15 protein-coding genes and 1 riboswitch are annotated in these 16,809 nt (G+C 61.8%); of the genes, 11 read left to right on the top strand and 4 right to left on the bottom strand.

The window, feature by feature from the left end; genetic code table 11:
* The 5 genes from AAD018_RS01345 to nagA all read left to right on the top strand — a co-directional run bounded on the left by AAD018_RS01345 (position 1) and on the right by nagA (position 5,596).
* Positions 1-1,005: an ABC transporter ATP-binding protein gene (locus tag AAD018_RS01345; protein WP_367313934.1), complete on the top strand. Its 1,005-nt coding sequence runs from the start codon at positions 1-3 to the stop codon at positions 1,003-1,005.
* Positions 1,002-1,775, top strand: a complete 774-nt coding sequence (locus AAD018_RS01340) for an L-iditol 2-dehydrogenase (RefSeq protein WP_367313935.1) — start codon at positions 1,002-1,004, stop codon at positions 1,773-1,775. The genes AAD018_RS01345 and AAD018_RS01340 overlap by 4 nt, the downstream gene beginning before the upstream one ends.
* Positions 1,763-3,268: a mannitol dehydrogenase family protein gene (locus AAD018_RS01335; RefSeq protein ID WP_367313936.1), complete on the top strand. Its 1,506-nt coding sequence runs from the start codon at positions 1,763-1,765 to the stop codon at positions 3,266-3,268. Before AAD018_RS01340 ends, AAD018_RS01335 begins: the two co-directional genes overlap by 13 nt.
* A gap of 145 nt (positions 3,269-3,413) precedes the next feature.
* Complete coding sequence (locus tag AAD018_RS01330) at positions 3,414-4,442, top strand: SIS domain-containing protein (protein WP_367313937.1); 1,029 nt, start codon at positions 3,414-3,416, stop codon at positions 4,440-4,442.
* Positions 4,439-5,596, top strand: a complete 1,158-nt coding sequence (nagA, locus tag AAD018_RS01325) for an N-acetylglucosamine-6-phosphate deacetylase (protein WP_367313938.1) — start codon at positions 4,439-4,441, stop codon at positions 5,594-5,596. Before AAD018_RS01330 ends, nagA begins: the two co-directional genes overlap by 4 nt.
* A 17-nt stretch (positions 5,597-5,613) precedes the next feature.
* Here nagA and gcvP read toward each other — a convergent pair whose 3' ends face one another.
* From gcvP to AAD018_RS01305, 4 genes are all read right to left on the bottom strand, one after another.
* The gene (gene gcvP, locus AAD018_RS01320; protein ID WP_367313939.1) at positions 5,614-8,457 is read right to left on the bottom strand and encodes an aminomethyl-transferring glycine dehydrogenase; all 2,844 of its coding nucleotides are present in this window, start codon (positions 8,455-8,457) and stop codon (positions 5,614-5,616) included.
* 19 nt (positions 8,458-8,476) lie between these two features.
* Complete coding sequence (gene gcvH, locus AAD018_RS01315) at positions 8,477-8,836, bottom strand: glycine cleavage system protein GcvH (protein ID WP_367313940.1); 360 nt, start codon at positions 8,834-8,836, stop codon at positions 8,477-8,479.
* Between the two features lie 10 nt (positions 8,837-8,846).
* Complete coding sequence (gene gcvT, locus AAD018_RS01310) at positions 8,847-9,971, bottom strand: glycine cleavage system aminomethyltransferase GcvT (RefSeq protein ID WP_367313941.1); 1,125 nt, start codon at positions 9,969-9,971, stop codon at positions 8,847-8,849.
* Positions 9,972-10,127: 156 nt separating this feature from the next.
* Positions 10,128-10,214: riboswitch (glycine riboswitch) on the bottom strand.
* Between the two features lie 280 nt (positions 10,215-10,494).
* Positions 10,495-11,367 carry a MurR/RpiR family transcriptional regulator gene (locus AAD018_RS01305; protein WP_367313942.1) on the bottom strand — a complete coding sequence of 291 codons (873 nt, stop codon included), beginning with the start codon at positions 11,365-11,367 and terminating at the stop codon, positions 10,495-10,497.
* A gap of 117 nt (positions 11,368-11,484) precedes the next feature.
* Here AAD018_RS01305 and AAD018_RS01300 point away from each other — a divergent pair, with 117 nt between their 5' ends.
* Genes AAD018_RS01300 through AAD018_RS01275 form a run of 6 tightly spaced genes read left to right on the top strand, consistent with a single transcriptional unit; the run spans position 11,485 to position 16,809 of the window.
* Positions 11,485-12,255 (top strand): N-formylglutamate amidohydrolase, encoded by a 771-nt coding sequence (locus AAD018_RS01300; protein WP_367313943.1) that lies wholly within the window; start codon positions 11,485-11,487, stop codon positions 12,253-12,255.
* The gene (locus AAD018_RS01295; RefSeq protein ID WP_367313944.1) at positions 12,249-12,818 is read left to right on the top strand and encodes a TRAP transporter small permease subunit; all 570 of its coding nucleotides are present in this window, start codon (positions 12,249-12,251) and stop codon (positions 12,816-12,818) included. The genes AAD018_RS01300 and AAD018_RS01295 overlap by 7 nt, the downstream gene beginning before the upstream one ends.
* Positions 12,818-14,143, top strand: a complete 1,326-nt coding sequence (locus AAD018_RS01290; RefSeq protein WP_367313945.1) for a TRAP transporter large permease — start codon at positions 12,818-12,820, stop codon at positions 14,141-14,143. The genes AAD018_RS01295 and AAD018_RS01290 overlap by 1 nt, the downstream gene beginning before the upstream one ends.
* Positions 14,133-14,321, top strand: a complete 189-nt coding sequence (locus tag AAD018_RS01285; protein ID WP_367313946.1) for a hypothetical protein — start codon at positions 14,133-14,135, stop codon at positions 14,319-14,321. Before AAD018_RS01290 ends, AAD018_RS01285 begins: the two co-directional genes overlap by 11 nt.
* 31 nt (positions 14,322-14,352) lie before the next feature.
* On the top strand, positions 14,353-15,384 hold the full coding sequence (locus AAD018_RS01280) for a TRAP transporter substrate-binding protein (protein ID WP_367313947.1): 1,032 nt from the start codon (positions 14,353-14,355) through the stop codon (positions 15,382-15,384).
* A gap of 60 nt (positions 15,385-15,444) precedes the next feature.
* Entirely contained in the window at positions 15,445-16,809 is a 1,365-nt protein-coding gene (locus AAD018_RS01275) for a glutamine synthetase family protein (protein ID WP_367313948.1), read from the top strand.

Below are 16,809 nucleotides of genomic sequence, written 5' to 3'. Positions count from 1 at the left end.
ATGGGACGTATCACACTCGATAAAGTGACAAAGAGCTTCGGCGACGTAGAGGTGATCCCTCCACTGGACCTGACGATCGAGGATGGCGAATTCACCGTCTTCGTCGGGCCGTCCGGCTGCGGCAAGTCGACATTGCTGCGCCTGATCGCGGGGCTTGAAGACATCACGAGCGGCCAGATCCGCATCGACGGCAATGACGCAACGAATGTGCCTCCGGCCAAGCGGGGTCTGGCGATGGTGTTTCAGTCCTATGCGCTTTATCCGCATATGTCGGTCCGCAAGAATATCGCCTTTCCCCTTCGCATGGCGAAGATGGATCAGGCCGAGATAGACAGACGCGTGGACGGAGCCGCCAGCGTCCTGAACCTCGCCGACTACATCGACCGCAGGCCGGGTCAGCTGTCCGGCGGCCAGCGCCAGCGGGTTGCCATCGGGCGGGCGATCGTGCGGGAACCTGCGGCGTTTCTCTTTGACGAGCCGCTCTCGAACCTCGATGCCGCGCTACGAGTGGGAATGCGTCTGGAGATCTCGGAGCTGCACAAGCGGCTCGAGACCACGATGATCTACGTCACCCATGATCAGGTTGAAGCCATGACGATGGCCGACAAAATTGTCGTGCTGCGCGCGGGTCATATCGAACAGGTGGGCTCTCCGCTCGAGCTTTATAAAACGCCGCGCAATCTGTTTGTCGCGGGCTTTATCGGCTCGCCGCGCATGAACCTGATTTCAGGGCCTGAAGCTGAGAAGCATGGGTGCCAAACGCTTGGTATTCGTCCTGAACATATCGAGGTGTCAGCCGATGGTGGACCCTGGAGCGGCGTGGTCGGTGTGTCCGAACATCTCGGCTCCGATACGTTCTTCCATATTCATGACACGGGCCTGGACGACATCATCACCGTCCGTGCCGATGGTGAGGTGGGCTTTCGCCACGGCGACCGGGTTTCGCTGACGCCACGCGAAGATGTCATGCACCGGTTTGGCGCAGACGGACTGCGCATGGCATGAAGCGACTGGACGGAAAATCCGCCCTCATCACTGGGGCGGGGCGCGGGATTGGGCTGGCCTTCGCCGAGGCTTATGTCGCCGAAGGCGCCCGGGTGGCCGTTGCGGATATCGACATGGATCGCGCTCAGGCAGCTGCCTCCGAAATCGGAGACGCTGCGATCGCCGTCGAGATGGATGTCACCGATCAGGCCAGCATCGACGCTGCGGTCACTACGACCGTGGAGGCTCTTGGACAGATCGACATTCTCATCAATAACGCTGCCATCTTCTCAGCCGCCCCGATGGTCGAGATCGAGCGAACAGACTACCGAACCCTCTTTGACATCAATGTCGGAGGTACCCTTTTCACCCTTCAGGCCGTCGCGCGACACATGATCGACCGGGGCATCAAAGGGCGGATCATCAACATGGCCAGCCAGGCCGGACGGCGGGGAGAGCCACTTGTCGCGGTCTACTGCGCGACCAAGGCCGCTGTGATCAGCCTCACGCAATCGGCAGGGCTTAACTTGATTGAGCATGGGATCAACGTGAACGCAATCGCTCCGGGTGTTGTGGACGGCGAGCATTGGGACGGTGTTGATGCCTTCTTCGCGAAATACGAGAAAAAGCCTTTGGGCCAGAAGAAGAAAGAGGTCTCTGCGAGTGTCCCCTATGGACGCATGGGACGTCCTGACGATCTGACCGGGATGGCCATTTTCCTTGCCAGCGATGAGGCTGACTACATCGTTGCGCAATGCTATAACGTGGATGGCGGGCAATGGATGAGTTGAGGTCAAATGCGCAGGAGCATCCTGCGCTAATTCCGCTTCGCGATGGGACGCTGAACGAGCTTTCAGCGCCTTTAGACTGCCCGACCTATGACCGAAGCCGTCTGTTGCCGGGCATTGTTCATATTGGAGTCGGCAATTTTCACCGCGCCCATCAGGCTTGGTATCTCCACCGTCTTATGCAGGCTGGCAAAGCGCTCGACTGGGCCATTATAGGGGCAGGCGTGCGCCCGGCCGATGCAGCCCAACGCGAAAGACTTCTGGCGCAGGATTGCCTTACGACCCTGGTCGAACTTGATCCCTCCGGAAAGTCTGCGGAAGTCATCGGGCCGATGATCGATTTCCTGCCCGTCGAGGCTGACAACGCGGCGCTGATCCGGCAAATGGCCGATCCCTCCACGCGCATTGTGTCTCTGACCGTCACGGAAGGCGGATATTACCTTCATCCCGCATCTGGCGGGTTTGATGCCGACCATAAGGATATGCAGCACGATGCGGCGCATCCGCAGGCTCCGCGCACGGCATTCGGCGCTATGATCGCGGCCCTGCGCTTGCGTCGCGATCAGGGGAACGGACCGTTCACGGGCCTGAGCTGCGATAACCTACAGGGCAACGGCGCCATCCTGCGCCAGACGCTCGTCTCCCTCGCCCGCCAGTCCGACCCGGAACTTGCTGACTGGATCGATACCAATTGCAGCTTTCCCAACGGAATGGTCGATTGCATCGTGCCGGCTACTGGTCCCACTGAGATCGCGCTCGCCCAGAGTTTCGGGATCGAGGATGCGGCGCCAGTGACCCATGAGAATTACCGTCAATGGGTGATCGAAGATAAATTCTGCGCAGGTCGCCCGCCTTGGGAGGACGTTGGCGTGACCATGACGGACGAGGTTCACGTCTTCGAAGCGATGAAGCTTAGAATACTCAACGGTGGACATCAGATCATTGCAGATCCCGCCGAGATCCTTGGCATTCACACCATCGCCGCGTCGATGACGAACCCGCTGATCCGGGCGTTTCTGCGGAAGGTTGTTACCGATGAGATTGCGCCGCATGTAAAGCCCGTGCCGGGTATGACGCCGGACGGCTATCTCGATTTGATCGACCGCAGGTTCTCGAACCCTGATATCAAGGACACGACCCGCCGTGTCGCCTATGACGGATCTAGCCGCCATCCCGGATTCCTCATACCCTCCATCCGGGAGGGCATATCAGCTGGTACGCCCGTGAGCGGGCTCGCCCTCGCCTCCGCTCTTTGGGCTCGATATTGCCAAGGAACGCGGGAAGACGGATCGGCGATCGCTCCGAACGATCCCAATTGGGACGAGTTGCACGCTGTAGCCCAGCGCGCGCAGGCAAGACCGGCTGCCTGGCTCGAGATGCGTAAGATCTACGGGGATCTGTCCAAAGAGAGTTCATTCGCGCAGGCCTTCTCGGTATGGCTGGACACGATCTATGCGGAGGGGGTCGAAGAGGCCCTTCGGCGCTATCTAAACTGACTTCTAGTGCCGAGTTATGCGACGTTGGGAGACAGGATGCCCGGCGATCGCGTCACGCTCGTTTCAAAGGCTTTGTAGAAACAGGATGAAACCCTTACGAGGTCTTTGAAGAGCTGCGGCTCTCTTGACTGGAAGGGTGAACATCATGCCCCCTGAAACCACTCTTATGCGCAAGGAAATCCTTGAGATCCCGAACGCTGTGGAACGCCTGCTGACGCATGGAGAGACTGCAATCCACGCAGCCGCAGAGGCGGCTCGCGCGGCGGATCCAAGGTTCTTGATGTCGGTTGCGCGCGGATCCTCGGATCACGCCTGTACGTTTCTGAAATATGCCAGTGAGTTGCTGCTGCGTCTGCCGATGGCGTCGGTCGGACCATCGGTCAAGTCGATATACGACGTCGATCTGCTGTGCCGAGATGCCCTCGGCCTCTCGGTTTCACAATCGGGAATGAGCCCAGACATTGTTCGAATGACGGATGCGATTTCCCGTGTAGGCGGACTGACAATCGCGATCACAAACGATCCCGGATCCGATCTTGCTCGGGTCGCGTCGCGCGCTTTACCGCTTCATGCCGGGCCGGAGTTGAGCGTTGCGGCCACCAAGACGTTTGTCACGTCGCTGGTCGCGGGACTTTGGCTGATTGCGAAGATCAAGAAGGACGACGCCCTGATAGCCGCGATAAGACACCTGCCCAAGCATCTGGCGGCGGCCATTTCCTGCGATTGGTCGGAAGCGGCCAAAGCCATGACCAAGAGCTCACTCTTCACGCTCGGTCGGGGGCCGTCTTGGGCCATCGCGAACGAAGCGGCCCTGAAGTTCAAGGAAACCTGTCTGATCCACGCCGAAAGCTATTCCTCGGCGGAGGTTTTGCATGGTCCCGTCTCGATCGTAGAGCAGGACTTTCCGGTTATCGGCTTTGCGGCCGGTGACGCCGCCGAAGAGAGCCTGGCGAGCGTTGCCGATGCGCTGGCGGACAAGGGCGCGACGGTGTTCGCGACGACACGCCTCGTCAAAACGGCGACCGCGTTGCCTCATATTCGGACGGATCACTGGTTGACCGACCCGATCGCAACCATCGTGTCCTTCTACGGCATGGTGGAGGAGGTCGCGCTGTCGCGGGGCATCGATCCGGATAGACCGCGGCATCTAAAGAAAGTCACCGAAACGGTATGAGCGGGGCGGATCGCATCTTTATCGGTGGACGGATCTTCGATGGCAATCGGCTTCGGGATGGGATCGCGGCCTGCTTTCGCGACGGGGTTTTTACCGAATACCTTGCAGCAGAAGACGTCCCGCAAAGTGCGAGCTGCGTTGATCTGGACGGCGATCTTCTGTCTCCCGGCTATGTCGATTTGCAGGTCAATGGCGGCGGCGGGATCATGTTCAACGACGATCCGTCGACGGCGACGCTCAAGCGGATTGCCGATGCGCATCGCCGCCTTGGAGCGGTCACGATCCTGCCGACCCTGATCACGGATACGCGAGAGAAGACCGAAGCGGCCATCGATGCTGCAACCTCTGCCATCAGCGAGGGTATTCGTTGGATTGGCGGCCTTCACCTCGAAGGCCCTCATCTTTCGGTAACGAAGAAGGGGGCTCATGACACCGCGCTCATCCGTCCGATGGATGACGCCGATCTGGAGGTCCTGCTCGAGGCAAAGCGCGATATCCCCGTACTGAAGGTGACGATTGCGCCGGAGGCAGTAACATCAGAGCAGGTCACCACCATGGCTCGGGCGGGCATCCTCGTGTCGCTCGGTCATACGAATGCGGATTTTGAGACCTGCTTGAGCTATGCCCGCGCCGGAGCGCGCTGCGTGACGCATCTGTTCAATGCGATGAGCCAGCTTGGAAGTCGGGAGCCCGGCCTCGTGGGGGCTGCCTTGTCGTCCGGGACCCTGTCTGCCGGGCTGATCGCGGATGGCGTCCATGTGCATCCCGCCTTAATGCGGATGGCATTGGCGTCGAAGGCGAAGCCCGGCGGGCTGTTCCTTGTTAGCGATTCAATGGCAGTTGCGGGGACCGAGCAGACGGAGTTCTTTCTGGACGGGCGCCGGATCTCCCGCAAATGCGGGCGACTTACGCTCGACGACGGAACTCTGGCTGGGGCAGATCTTGACCTCACAACAGCGATCCGGGTGCTGACCGAAGAGGCCCAGGTCCCTCTTGATGCCGCGTTGCGGGCCGCGACGACTGTTTCCGGAGATCTGATTGGCCTGCCCGCGCCGATGGCGCCGGGCAGGACCAGGATCTCGGATATGATCCGCATTTCATCCTGTCTGAGAAAGCTGACGCCTCTGGATCATTTTCAAGCGGCGAGCGACTAGGCCGACGGCCTTCTTAATCATTCCGCGGCTTCAGCATACTCTTCCATCGGAGGGCAGGTGCAGGTCAGGTTGCGGTCGCCCCAGACATTGTCGACTCGGTTGACCGGAGGCCAGTATTTGTCGACCCGGAACGCGCCCGGAGGGAAACAGCCGATCTCGCGGCTGTAGGGGCGATCCCAGTCCTTGACGAGATCCTCCATTGTGTGAGGCGCGTGTTTGAGAGGATTATCTTCGGGGTTCATCTCTCCGCTTTCGATGGCGCGGATCTCTTCACGGATCGAGAGCATGGCATCGCAGAACCGGTCCAGCTCAGCCTTGGTTTCGGATTCCGTCGGTTCGATCATGAGTGTTCCGGCGACAGGCCAGCTCATTGTCGGAGCGTGAAAGCCATTATCGATCAAACGCTTGGCAACATCGTCGACCGTCACACCCGCGCTATCACTGAAGGGGCGCGTGTCGATGATGCATTCATGCGCAATCCGGCCCGAGGGCCCTTTGTAGAGTACATCAAAGGCACCCTCGAGGCGTTTGGCGATGTAGTTGGCATTGAGAATGGCGACGCGCGTGGCCTGGGTCAGGCCCTCCCCGCCCATCATCAGGCAATAGGCCCACGAGATCGGCAGGAGCGACGGCGAGCCATAGGGCGCGGCAGAAACAGCGCCGTCGCCGGCATTCGGGTCCCCTGGCAAATGCGGGATAAGGTGCGACTTAACCCCGATCGGACCCATGCCGGGACCCCCGCCGCCATGGGGAATGCAGAATGTCTTGTGCAGGTTCAGGTGGCTGACATCGCCGCCTAGATCACCGGGGCGCGACAGACCGACCATCGCGTTCATATTGGCGCCGTCGATATAGACCTGCCCGCCGTGATCATGAGTGATCTTGCAGACCTCTGTCACAGTCTCCTCGAACACACCGTGGGTTGAAGGATAGGTGATCATGCATCCGGCGAGCTTCTCCGAATGATGTTCGGCCTTGGCGCGAAAATCCTCCACATCGATGTCGCCGTTCTCGGCGGATTTCACAGCGACGACCGTCCAGCCGACCATCTGCGCAGAGGCGGGGTTCGTGCCGTGTGCGGACATGGGTATGAGGCAAACGTTACGATGACCCTGACCCTGCGCACGGTGGTAGCCCGCGATGCTCAGAAGGCCGGCATATTCGCCCTGCGCGCCGGAATTGGGCTGCATCGAAATGGCGTCGTAACCGGTGACGTCGCAGAGCTTGGCGGAGAGATCGTCGATCATCTGCGCATAGCCCTGCGCCTGATCGGCAGGGCAGTAGGGGTGGAGCGATGAGAATTCGCGCCAGCTGACCGGCATCATCTCGGCGGCGGAGTTGAGCTTCATCGTGCAGGAGCCAAGGGGGATCATCGCACGGTCGAGGGCTAGATCGCGATCAGCGAGGCGGCGCATGTAGCGCATCATCTCGGTCTCGGCCCGGTTCATGTGAAAGACCGGATGCGTGAGGTAGGCCGAGCGTCGGGCCAGTGCGTCCGGGATGCGGTATTCGGCGGTCAGATCGGTGTCGCGCCCTTCGATGCCGAAGGCGCGCCAGACCTTCTTGATCGTCTCGGGCCGGGTGCATTCGTCCAGCGTGATGCCGACCTTGGTTTCGCCGACCGCGCGCAGGTTCACGCCTTCATCGACCGCCGATTTCATTACCGCAAGCTGGAGCGGGCCAACCTCGACGGTGATCGTATCGAAGTAAGATTTCGGCTCGACGCTAAAGCTCGCCTCTTCCAGCCCGCGCGCCAAGCGGACGGTCTTGCGGTGGATGCGCTGGGCGATGGCCTTGAGTCCCTCGGGGCCGTGGAACACAGCGTAAAAGCCTGCCATCACGGCCAAAAGCGCCTGCGCGGTGCAGACGTTGGAGGTGGCTTTCTCGCGGCGGATATGTTGCTCGCGCGTCTGGAGCGACAGGCGATAGGCGCGGTTGCCGTGGCTGTCGATGGAGACGCCGACGATCCGGCCGGGCATGTTGCGCGCATAGTTGGCCTTGGTCGCCATGTAGGCTGCATGCGGGCCGCCATAGCCGAGTGGGACGCCGAACCTCTGGGTGGAGCCAACGGCGATGTCGGCGCCCATCGCGCCCGGCTCCTTAAGAAGCGTCAGCGACAGCGGGTCGGCGGCGATAATGCCGATCGCCTTGTTTTCATGGAGCTTGGAGATCTCCTCTGTCACGTCCCGCAGGTGCCCGTGGGTGCCCGGGAACTGGAAGATCGCGCCGAAGACCTGCGTCGGATCAAGCGTGTCCGGATCGCCGATCGTGATCTCGATCCCCAGCGGGGCGGCGCGGGTCTTCATCACAGCGATGTTCTGCGGATGGCAGTTTTCGTCGATGAAAAAGCCCTTGAGCTTGGACTTCGAAATGCGCTGCGCCATCGTCATCGCCTCGGCGCAGGCGGTGGCCTCGTCAAGAAGTGAAGCGTTCGCGATGTCGAGCCCGCTGAGGTCGGACACCATTGTCTGATAGTTCAGGAGCGCCTCGAGACGACCTTGGGAGATCTCAGGCTGATAGGGAGTATAGGCTGTGTACCACGCTGGATTCTCGAAGATATTTCGCTGGATCGCGGGCGGCGTGACCGTCCCGTGGTAGCCCTGACCGATCAGCGAGACGAGGACCTTGTTCTTGGCTGCCGTCAGCCGCATGTGGTGCAGAAGCTCGCGCTCCGACATGGCTTTGCCGAACTCGAGCGGCTCTTTCTGGCGGATGTTTTCGGGCAGCGTATCGTCGATGAGGGCGTCCAGATCCGTAGCTCCGACAACGGCCAGCATCTCGTCCATCTCGGCCGGAGACGGGCCTATATGGCGGCGGTTGGCGAAGTCGTAGGGCAGGTAGTCGGTGGGGGTGAAGGTCATCCGGGCGCTCCTCGTCGGATCAGTCGATCATCGCTTTGTAGGCGGCTTCGTCCATGTAGCCGTCCATGGGGCTGAGATCGGCGGCCTTTATCTTGAAAAACCAGCCTTGGCCGGTCGGGTCCTCATTGGCGAGGGCGGGATTTTCGGAGAGGGCCTCGTTGACCTCGACGATCTCTCCGGCCAACGGAGACAGGATATCGGAGGCCGCTTTGACGCTTTCGATGACGACCGCTTCGCCGTCTTTTTCGACCTCGGTGCCGGTGTCGGGGAGCTCCACAAAAACGATATCGCCCAGCTGCGTGGCGGCGTGTTCGGTGATGCCCACGACGACGATATCGCCGTCGACGCGGAGCCATTCATGTTCTTCTGTGTATTTCATCGGGGTCTCCTCAGCGTTTGAAATTGGCGGGGGTGAAGGGCAGCTTTGTTACGGTCAGAGGCAGGCGTTTGCCGCGCAGATCGCCGTAAAGCGTGGTGCCCGGAGCGGTATGGTCGGCGGTGACGTAGCCCATGGCGACGGGGTGACCGACCGTGGGACCGAAACCGCCGGATGTAATTGATCCGATTGGGGTTTCTGACCTTTCGGAGACGTAGATCTCGACGCCCTCGCGCATGGGAGCGCGGCCTTCGGGTTTGAGGCCGATGCGTTTGCGCGATGCTGTGCCGCCGATCTGGGACAGGATGATATCGGCTCCGGGAAAGCCGCCTTCGTGGTCGCCTCCGGTGCGGCGGATCTTTTGGATCGCCCATGTGAGGGCCGCCTCGACAGGCGTGGTTTCTGCCGTGATATCATGGCCGTAGAGGCACAGACCCGCCTCGAGCCGGAGGCTGTCGCGCGCGCCGAGGCCGATGGGTTCGACGTCGGGATGATCGAGAAGGCGGCGGGCGAGGCTCTCGGCCTGATCGGACGGAACGGAGATCTCGTAGCCGTCCTCGCCTGTATAGCCGGAGCGGGAAACCCAGGCCTCGACACCGCCCAGAGAGAGGGTTGCGACGTCCATGAAAGACATCTGCGCGGCGCTTGGATCAAGGGTGGAGAGGACCGCTTCGGAGGACGGACCCTGAAGTGCGAGCAGCGCCCGGTCCGGGAGGGGGGTGACGGTCAAGCCCTTGTTCAGGCTGGATTTAAGGCGAGCGATATCCGCGTCCTTGCAGGCCGCGTTGACGACGAGGAAGACGTGGTCGCCGCGATTGGCGAGCATGAGGTCGTCTTCGATGCCGCCGGCGTTGTTGGTGAAGAGACCGTAGCGCTGGCGATTTTCGGGGAGGCCCAGGATATCGACGGGGATCAGCCCTTCGAGGCCGAGCGCAATGGTCTTGTAATCGGGGCCGTCCACGCGGATCTGACCCATATGGCTGACGTCGAAGAGGCCCGCCTTATCGCGCGTGTGCTGGTGTTCCTTCATCACGCCGAGAGGGTATTGGACGGGCATGTCGTAGCCCGCGAAGGGGACCATCTTTGCCCCGAGCTCCAGATGCAGCGCGTGCAGCGGCGTGTGTTTCAGTTCGGACATCCGGCCCTTTAACCCCCTGACCGCGCTGCGTTTTACAGGCTTGCGGCATCACGTGTGTTTCAGCGGCTGACCGCTGGAGTGATGCCCCCTTCTGTCCTTTCGCCTGAGATCGTTATCCCTTCGGCGGACGCTTTTGCGCCTCTCTCCAGATCTGTCGTCGGATCGGCGGTCCTTGAGGCCTGAGAGTTTCCGGGGGCGGTTGCTCCTTCGGCACCGGTTGCCCGGTTCTCCCGTCGATCTGCGCCTGAACGTAGGACCGGATGGCGCGGGAGGCAAGCGTTTAGGAGGCCGCATTCCGGCGCGGCGACTCGAAGGTTAATACGATGCCGACGGGCAAATCGGGGTTTCGGTATCCGGTCGGTATCACGTCGGTATTTGGTCGGTGGATTTTCGGTACGACTCGAAGTTAACGGAGCGCGCGGCCTTTGTTGCGCGAGATCCCAGATAGCGAGACGGTCGACCTTTGGGAGGCCCCGAGCGGGAGGTCCCGGCTCGGGGCCGGGACGGCGTCGCGCGTCGGACCTCAGGTGAATTTCCGGAAGAGCTTGGTCCGGTCGAACATGTCTTCAAGCGTCTCCATCCGGGGGCGGGTGTCGTCCCAGTTGAGGGTCTGGACGGCGGAGATCATCGTTTCGATCAGGAGCAGGATCGTAACGTTCGAATCCCAGGCGGAGGGAACGACGATGCGGCTGCTCAGACAGATCTCGGACAGGGTATGGACCGGGGAGCGCCACTGGTCGGTGACGAGGATGATCCGGGCGCCGCGCTCGCGAGCCATGCGGGCGAGCTTGAGCGTGTTCGCCTCGTAGCGACGGACGTCGAAGATGGCGACGACATCGCCTTCGCGCAGATCGAGAAGGTCGTGCGGCCATGTGTTGGAGGTCGAGCGGATATGCGTCACGTCGCGCCGGATGACCTGCATGTGCAGGAAGAGGTATTCGGCCATGGTGTGAGTGATGCGCCCGCCGACGATATGGAGCCGATGATCGGTATCCGCGAGAAGGGCGCAGGCGGCATCGAAATCGGCGGTGTCGATCTGCGCCAGAGAATGGCGGATGTTGTCGATCACCGCATCGGTGAACCGGTTGAGCACATGGGCGGAGGGAGCGCCTTCGGCCCAGGTGTCGTGTTTGGCTATGGGGGTCGTGCCCTTGGCCTTAAGCTCTTCGCGCAGGTCGGACTGGAAGTCGGGATAGCCCTTGAAACCGAGCTTTTGCACCATGCGCGCCACGGTGGGTGCCGAGACGCCCGCATCGCTGGCCAAAGCCGAAAGCGGCCCCAGACCCGAGGCCGGGTAGTTGTCGAGGATCGACTGGGCCAGCTGACGTTCGGCCCGCGTGAGCCGGTCGAGCTGACTTTGGATGCGGTCGGCGATGGTCAGCGGGCTGTCGGACACGGGATGCCTCTTTTTTGAAGAGTTTTGTTTCAGGCGCGGCCACTCTGAACGGAATCTTACACTATTTTGTTGACAGCGGGGCGTCAGGCAAGACCTTTGTTCCTTAAGGGGATCATGATGACGCCAGGGCACCGCGCAGATTACGAGCCTAGATCGGGGGCGGCGGTCTATCGATCGACGGTCGATGGACGCTCTTCGGTGCTGCTGGTCTGCGAGCATGCGAGCCGGTTCATCCCCGAAGATCTGAACGGGCTAGGACTGCCCGAGAATCTGCTCGAGGCGCATATCGCCTGGGACCGGGGCGCGTTCGGGGTTGCGGCGCGGCTGTCGGAGCGGCTGGACGCGCCGCTTTTGTCGGGCGGGATCTCGCGGTTGGTCTATGACTGCAACCGGCCGCCGACGGCGGAAGATGCTATCCCGGTTGTCAGCGAAGTGCATGAGATTCCCGGAAATAACGGGCTGCTGACGGAGGCGATCCTCGAGCGGATCGACGAGATCTACCGTCCGTTTCACGCTGGCGTCGAGGCCGCTTTGGAGGAGCCGGGGCGGCGGGTTCTGGTGACGGTTCACAGCTTTACTCCGGTTTATCGGGGCGTGCCGCGGGCGGTGGAGATCGGCGTGCTGCACGGGGCGGATGCGCGGCTGGCCGATGCGCTGCTGGATCTGGCGCCGGAGGATCTGCGAGTGGAGCGGAACGCGCCTTATGGGCCCGAGGACGGGGTGCTGCATACGCTGGAGGAACATGCCGGACCGCGCGGTTTGCTCAATGCGATGATCGAGATCCGGAGCGATCTGATCGAGAGCCCGAAGCAGCAGGACGAGATGGCGGGACGGCTTGCGGATTGGCTCGAGGCGGCTTTGGCACGCTGCGAGGTGCCTGCATGCTAGGGGCGGTGCGAGGCTATGTGCGGGCGGTGGATGCGGTGAATTACCGGATCGGGCGGATCGTGATGTACGGGATCTTCGTGCTGATGGGGATCCTGCTGTGGTCGTCGGTGTCGAAGACGTTCTTTGTGCCGTCGCTCTGGACGCTGGAGCTCGCGCAGTTCGCGATGGTCGCCTATTACGTGCTGGGCGGTCCTTATGCGATCCAGATGGGATCGAATGTGCGGATGGATCTGCTCTATGGCGGCTGGTCGTTGCGGCGGAAGGCCTGGGCGGATCTGATCACGGTGCTGTTCCTCATCTTCTATCTGGGCGTGATGCTTTATGGGGCTCTGGGCTCGACCGCCTATTCGCTGGGCTATTGGGGCAGTGAGCCGCTGTCCTTCTTTGCCGGGTTGGTGACCGGCAGCGAAGAGGTCGGGCGGATGGAGCAAAGCCCGTCGGCTTGGCGTCCTTATCTCTGGCCGATCAAGGCGGTGATGGCTTTGGGGCTGTTCCTGATGCTGCTGCAATGCCTGTCAGAGCTGGGCAAGGACGTGCTGCGTCTGAAGGGCGAGGCGGTCTGATGCCCTATGAGCTGATCGCGACGCTGATGTTCGCCTCGATGATGCTGATGCTGATGACGGGGCAGCGGGTTTTCGGGGCCATAGGGTTTGTCGCGGTGGTCGCGGCTTTGCTGCTGTGGGGGGATCGGGGCGGGTATGACCTGGGCTTTGCGGCGGCGATGAAGCTGATGAAATGGTATCCGCTGCTGACGCTGCCGATGTTCATCTTCATGGGCTACGTGCTGTCCGAGAGCCGGATCGCGGATGATCTTTACCGCATGTTCCATGTCTGGATGGGCGGTCTGCGCGGCGGGCTTGCGATCGGGACGATCGGGCTGATGGTGCTGATTTCGGCGATGAACGGGCTGAGCGTTGCGGGGATGGCCATTGGGGCGACGATCGCGTTGCCGGAGCTGCTCAAGCGCGGATACGACAAGCGGATGGTGACGGGCGTCGTGCAGGCGGGATCGTCGCTGGGGATCCTTGTGCCGCCGTCTGTGGTGCTGGTGCTATATGCGATGATTGCGCGGCAGCCGGTGGGGCAGTTGTGGCTGGCGGGCGTGATCCCGGGGCTGATGATGGCGGTGCTGTTCGTTGTCTATATCGTGGTGCGCTGCCGGGTGAACCCGGTGCTGGGACCCGTTCTGAACGAGGATGAGCGCAACCTGCCGCGCGCGGAAAAGCTGCGGCTGCTCAGGGCCGGGATCCTGCCGATTGTGATCTTCGCGACGATGATGGTGCCCTTCGTCAACGGCTGGACCTCGCTGGTGGAAAGCTCGGCCATCGGGGCGCTGGCGGCGTTTATGGCGGCCGTGCTGAAGGGGCGGATGACGCGGGAGGTGTTCGAGAACTCGGTGCGCAACACGCTGGGGATCACCTGCATGTTCATGTGGATCATCCTGGCGGCGTTGGCCTTTGGCGCCGTGTTTGACGGGCTGGGCGCGGTGAAGGCGATCGAGGCGCTCTTTACCGAGCAGCTGCATCTGGGGCCGTGGACGATCCTGATCCTCATGCAGTTGAGCTTTATTATCATGGGCACGTTTCTGGATGACACGGCGATGCTGGTGATCGTCGCGCCGCTTTACGTGCCTTTGGTCGGAGAGCTGGGCTTCGATCTGATCTGGTACGGGATCCTTTATACGATCACGACGCAGATCGCGTATATGACGCCGCCCTTCGGCTATAACCTGTTCCTCATGCGCGCGATGGCTCCGCCGGAGATCGGGCTGCGGGATATCTATGCGTCGATCACACCGTTTGTCCTCGTGATGGTTCTGGCGCTGGCGCTGGTGATGAGCTTTCCGGGGCTCGCGACATGGCTGCCGGGATATGTCTATGGGAATTGAGAATTTTGGCAGCACGATGAACGAAGGGCAGCCCCCGTCTGCGGGTGTGGGTGAAGCCCCCGCCCATGGGGGCGGTCGGGGCTGCCCGGAGGTGCCGGGCAAAGCAGTAGGCACGAGCGCCCACCCAGGGTCGGGCGCGTCCCTCATCACGAAGCAGATGACCAAGATCCGCACTTAAGCGGGCATTCCATTCAGCAAGGAGAAGATCCATGACGACAAGACGCAAGTTTCTGACCGCCGCGGCGGCGGTGCCGGCGGCGGGCCTCGCGGCGCCTGCCATTGCGCAGAACAAGATCACCTGGCGGATGCAGACCTATGCCGGTGCGGCCTTGGCAGCCGAGGTGATCGATCCGGCGATCCGGATGTTCAACACCATCGCGGGCGACCGGATGGAGATCGAGCTGTTCTATGCCGATCAGCTTGTGCCCACGGGCGAGCTGTTTCAGGCGCTTCAGCGCGGCACCATCGATGCGGTGCAGTCGGACGATGACAGCATGGCCTCGCCCACCGAAGTGACGGTCTTTGGCGGGTATTTCCCGTTCGCCAGCCGCTACAGCCTTGATGTGCCGGTGCTGTTCAACCGCTACGGGCTGAACGAGATCTGGGACGAGGAATATTCCAAGGTCGGGGTCAAACATGTCTCGGCGGGGGCGTGGGATCCGTGCCATTTCGCGACCAAGGATCCGATCCGGTCGCTTGCCGATCTGGAAGGCAAGCGGGTCTTTACGTTCCCGACAGCGGGCCGCTTCATGAGCCAGTTCGGCGTCGTGCCCGTGTCGATCCCGTGGGAGGACGTGGAGGTCGCGCTGCAGACCGGGGAGCTGGACGGCATCGCGTGGTCTGGCATCACCGAGGATTACACGGTCGGCTGGGCGGATGTGACCAACTATTTCCTGACCAACAACATCTCGGGCGCGTGGATCGGGCATTTCTTCGCCAACATGGAGCGCTGGAACGAGTTGCCGGAGGATCTGCAGACCCTCTTCCGGGTCTGCTGCGAGCAGTCGCATTACTATCGCCAGCACTGGTATTGGGGCGGCGAGGCGGATCTGCGCGTGAACGGGCCCAAGATGGAGCTGACCTCGATCCCCGACGAGGAATGGGCGACAGTCGAGGCGAAGGCCCGCGAGTTCTGGGACGAGATCGCGCAGGAAAGCGAGACCAAGGCGCGGGTCGTGCAGATCTTCAAGGACTACAACGCGCTGATGGAGTCCGCCGGGCGGCCCTACCGCTACGGCTGAGACGACGCTATCCGGGGGCGGCGCGCTGCCCCCGGCCCTTTGACGAATTGGACGATCCCCATGCCCGGCACATTGAGTTTTGACGATCTTTCGGCCCGCGTTCTGGAGGGCAGCATCGATACGGTGCTGGTCTGCCTTGTGGATATGCAGGGCCGCCTGATGGGCAAGCGCTTTCACGCGGCCAATTTCATCGAGCATTCCCATGCGGAGACGCATTGCTGCAATTACCTGCTGGCCACCGACCTCGAGATGGCGACGCCGGATGGCTATGCGGCGACAAGCTGGCAATCGGGCTATGGCGATTATGTGATGAAGCCGGATCTGTCAACGATCCGGCCGATGCCGTGGCTGGAGGGGACGGTGATGGTCCTGTGCGATGTGCTGGATCACCATACGCATGAAGCCGTGCCGCATGATCCGCGCGCGGTGCTTAAAAAGCAGATCGCACGGCTTGAGGGGCTGGGCTTTACCGCGATGATGGCGACGGAGCTGGAGTTTTTCCTCTTTGAGCGGTCCTTTGATGATCTACGGCGGGACGGCTATCGCGATCTGGTGCCGATCTCGGGGTATAACGAGGATTACAATATCCTTCAGACGACGAAGGAAGAGGCGGTGATGCGCCCCTTGCGTAACCATCTTTATGCCGCCGGGATCCCCGTCGAGAACACCAAGGGCGAGGCGGAGGCAGGGCAGGAAGAGCTGAATATCCGCTATGCCGAAGCGTTGGCCTGCGCCGATCATCACACGATTGCCAAACATGCGGTCAAGGAGATCGCCTGGCAGCAGGGGCGCGCGGCGACGTTCCTGCCAAAATGGGATCCGGCGCGGGTCGGCAGTTCGAGCCATGTGCATCAGTCGCTCTGGCAGGGCGATGCGCCGGCCTTCTACGACAAGGGCGCGGATCATGGCATGTCGGATCTGATGACGCGCTATATGGCGGGGCTGATCGCCTATGCGCCTGATTATACGGCGTTTTTGGCGCCTTACGTGAACAGTTATAAGCGGTTCCTGAAGGGGACCTTTGCGCCGACCAAGACGGTGTGGTCGGTGGACAATCGCACGGCGGGGTTCCGGCTGTGCGGTGAGGGGACCAAGGGGGTCAGGGTCGAGTGCCGGATCGGCGGGTCGGACATGAACCCCTATCTGGCGCAGGCGGCGATGCTGGCGGCCGGGATCAAGGGGATCGAGGACGGGCTGGAGCTGGCTGCTCCAACGCGCGGGGATGTTTATGACGAGGCGGCCGCGACAGAGATTCCGAGGACATTGCGGGCGGCGACGGAGACGTTGCGGGGATCGAAGATGCTGCGCGACGCGATGGGGGACGATGTGATTGATCATTATACGCGGGCGGCCGAATGGGAGCAGGACGAGTTCGACAAGGCGGTGACCGATTGGGAAATCGCCCGCGGTTTCGAGAGGGCGTGA

Source organism: Aestuariibius insulae, from assembly GCF_040783535.2.
In the GTDB taxonomy this organism is placed as follows: Bacteria; Pseudomonadota; Alphaproteobacteria; order Rhodobacterales; family Rhodobacteraceae; genus Aestuariibius; species Aestuariibius insulae.
This window is presented reverse-complemented; position numbering and strand designations above follow the sequence as displayed.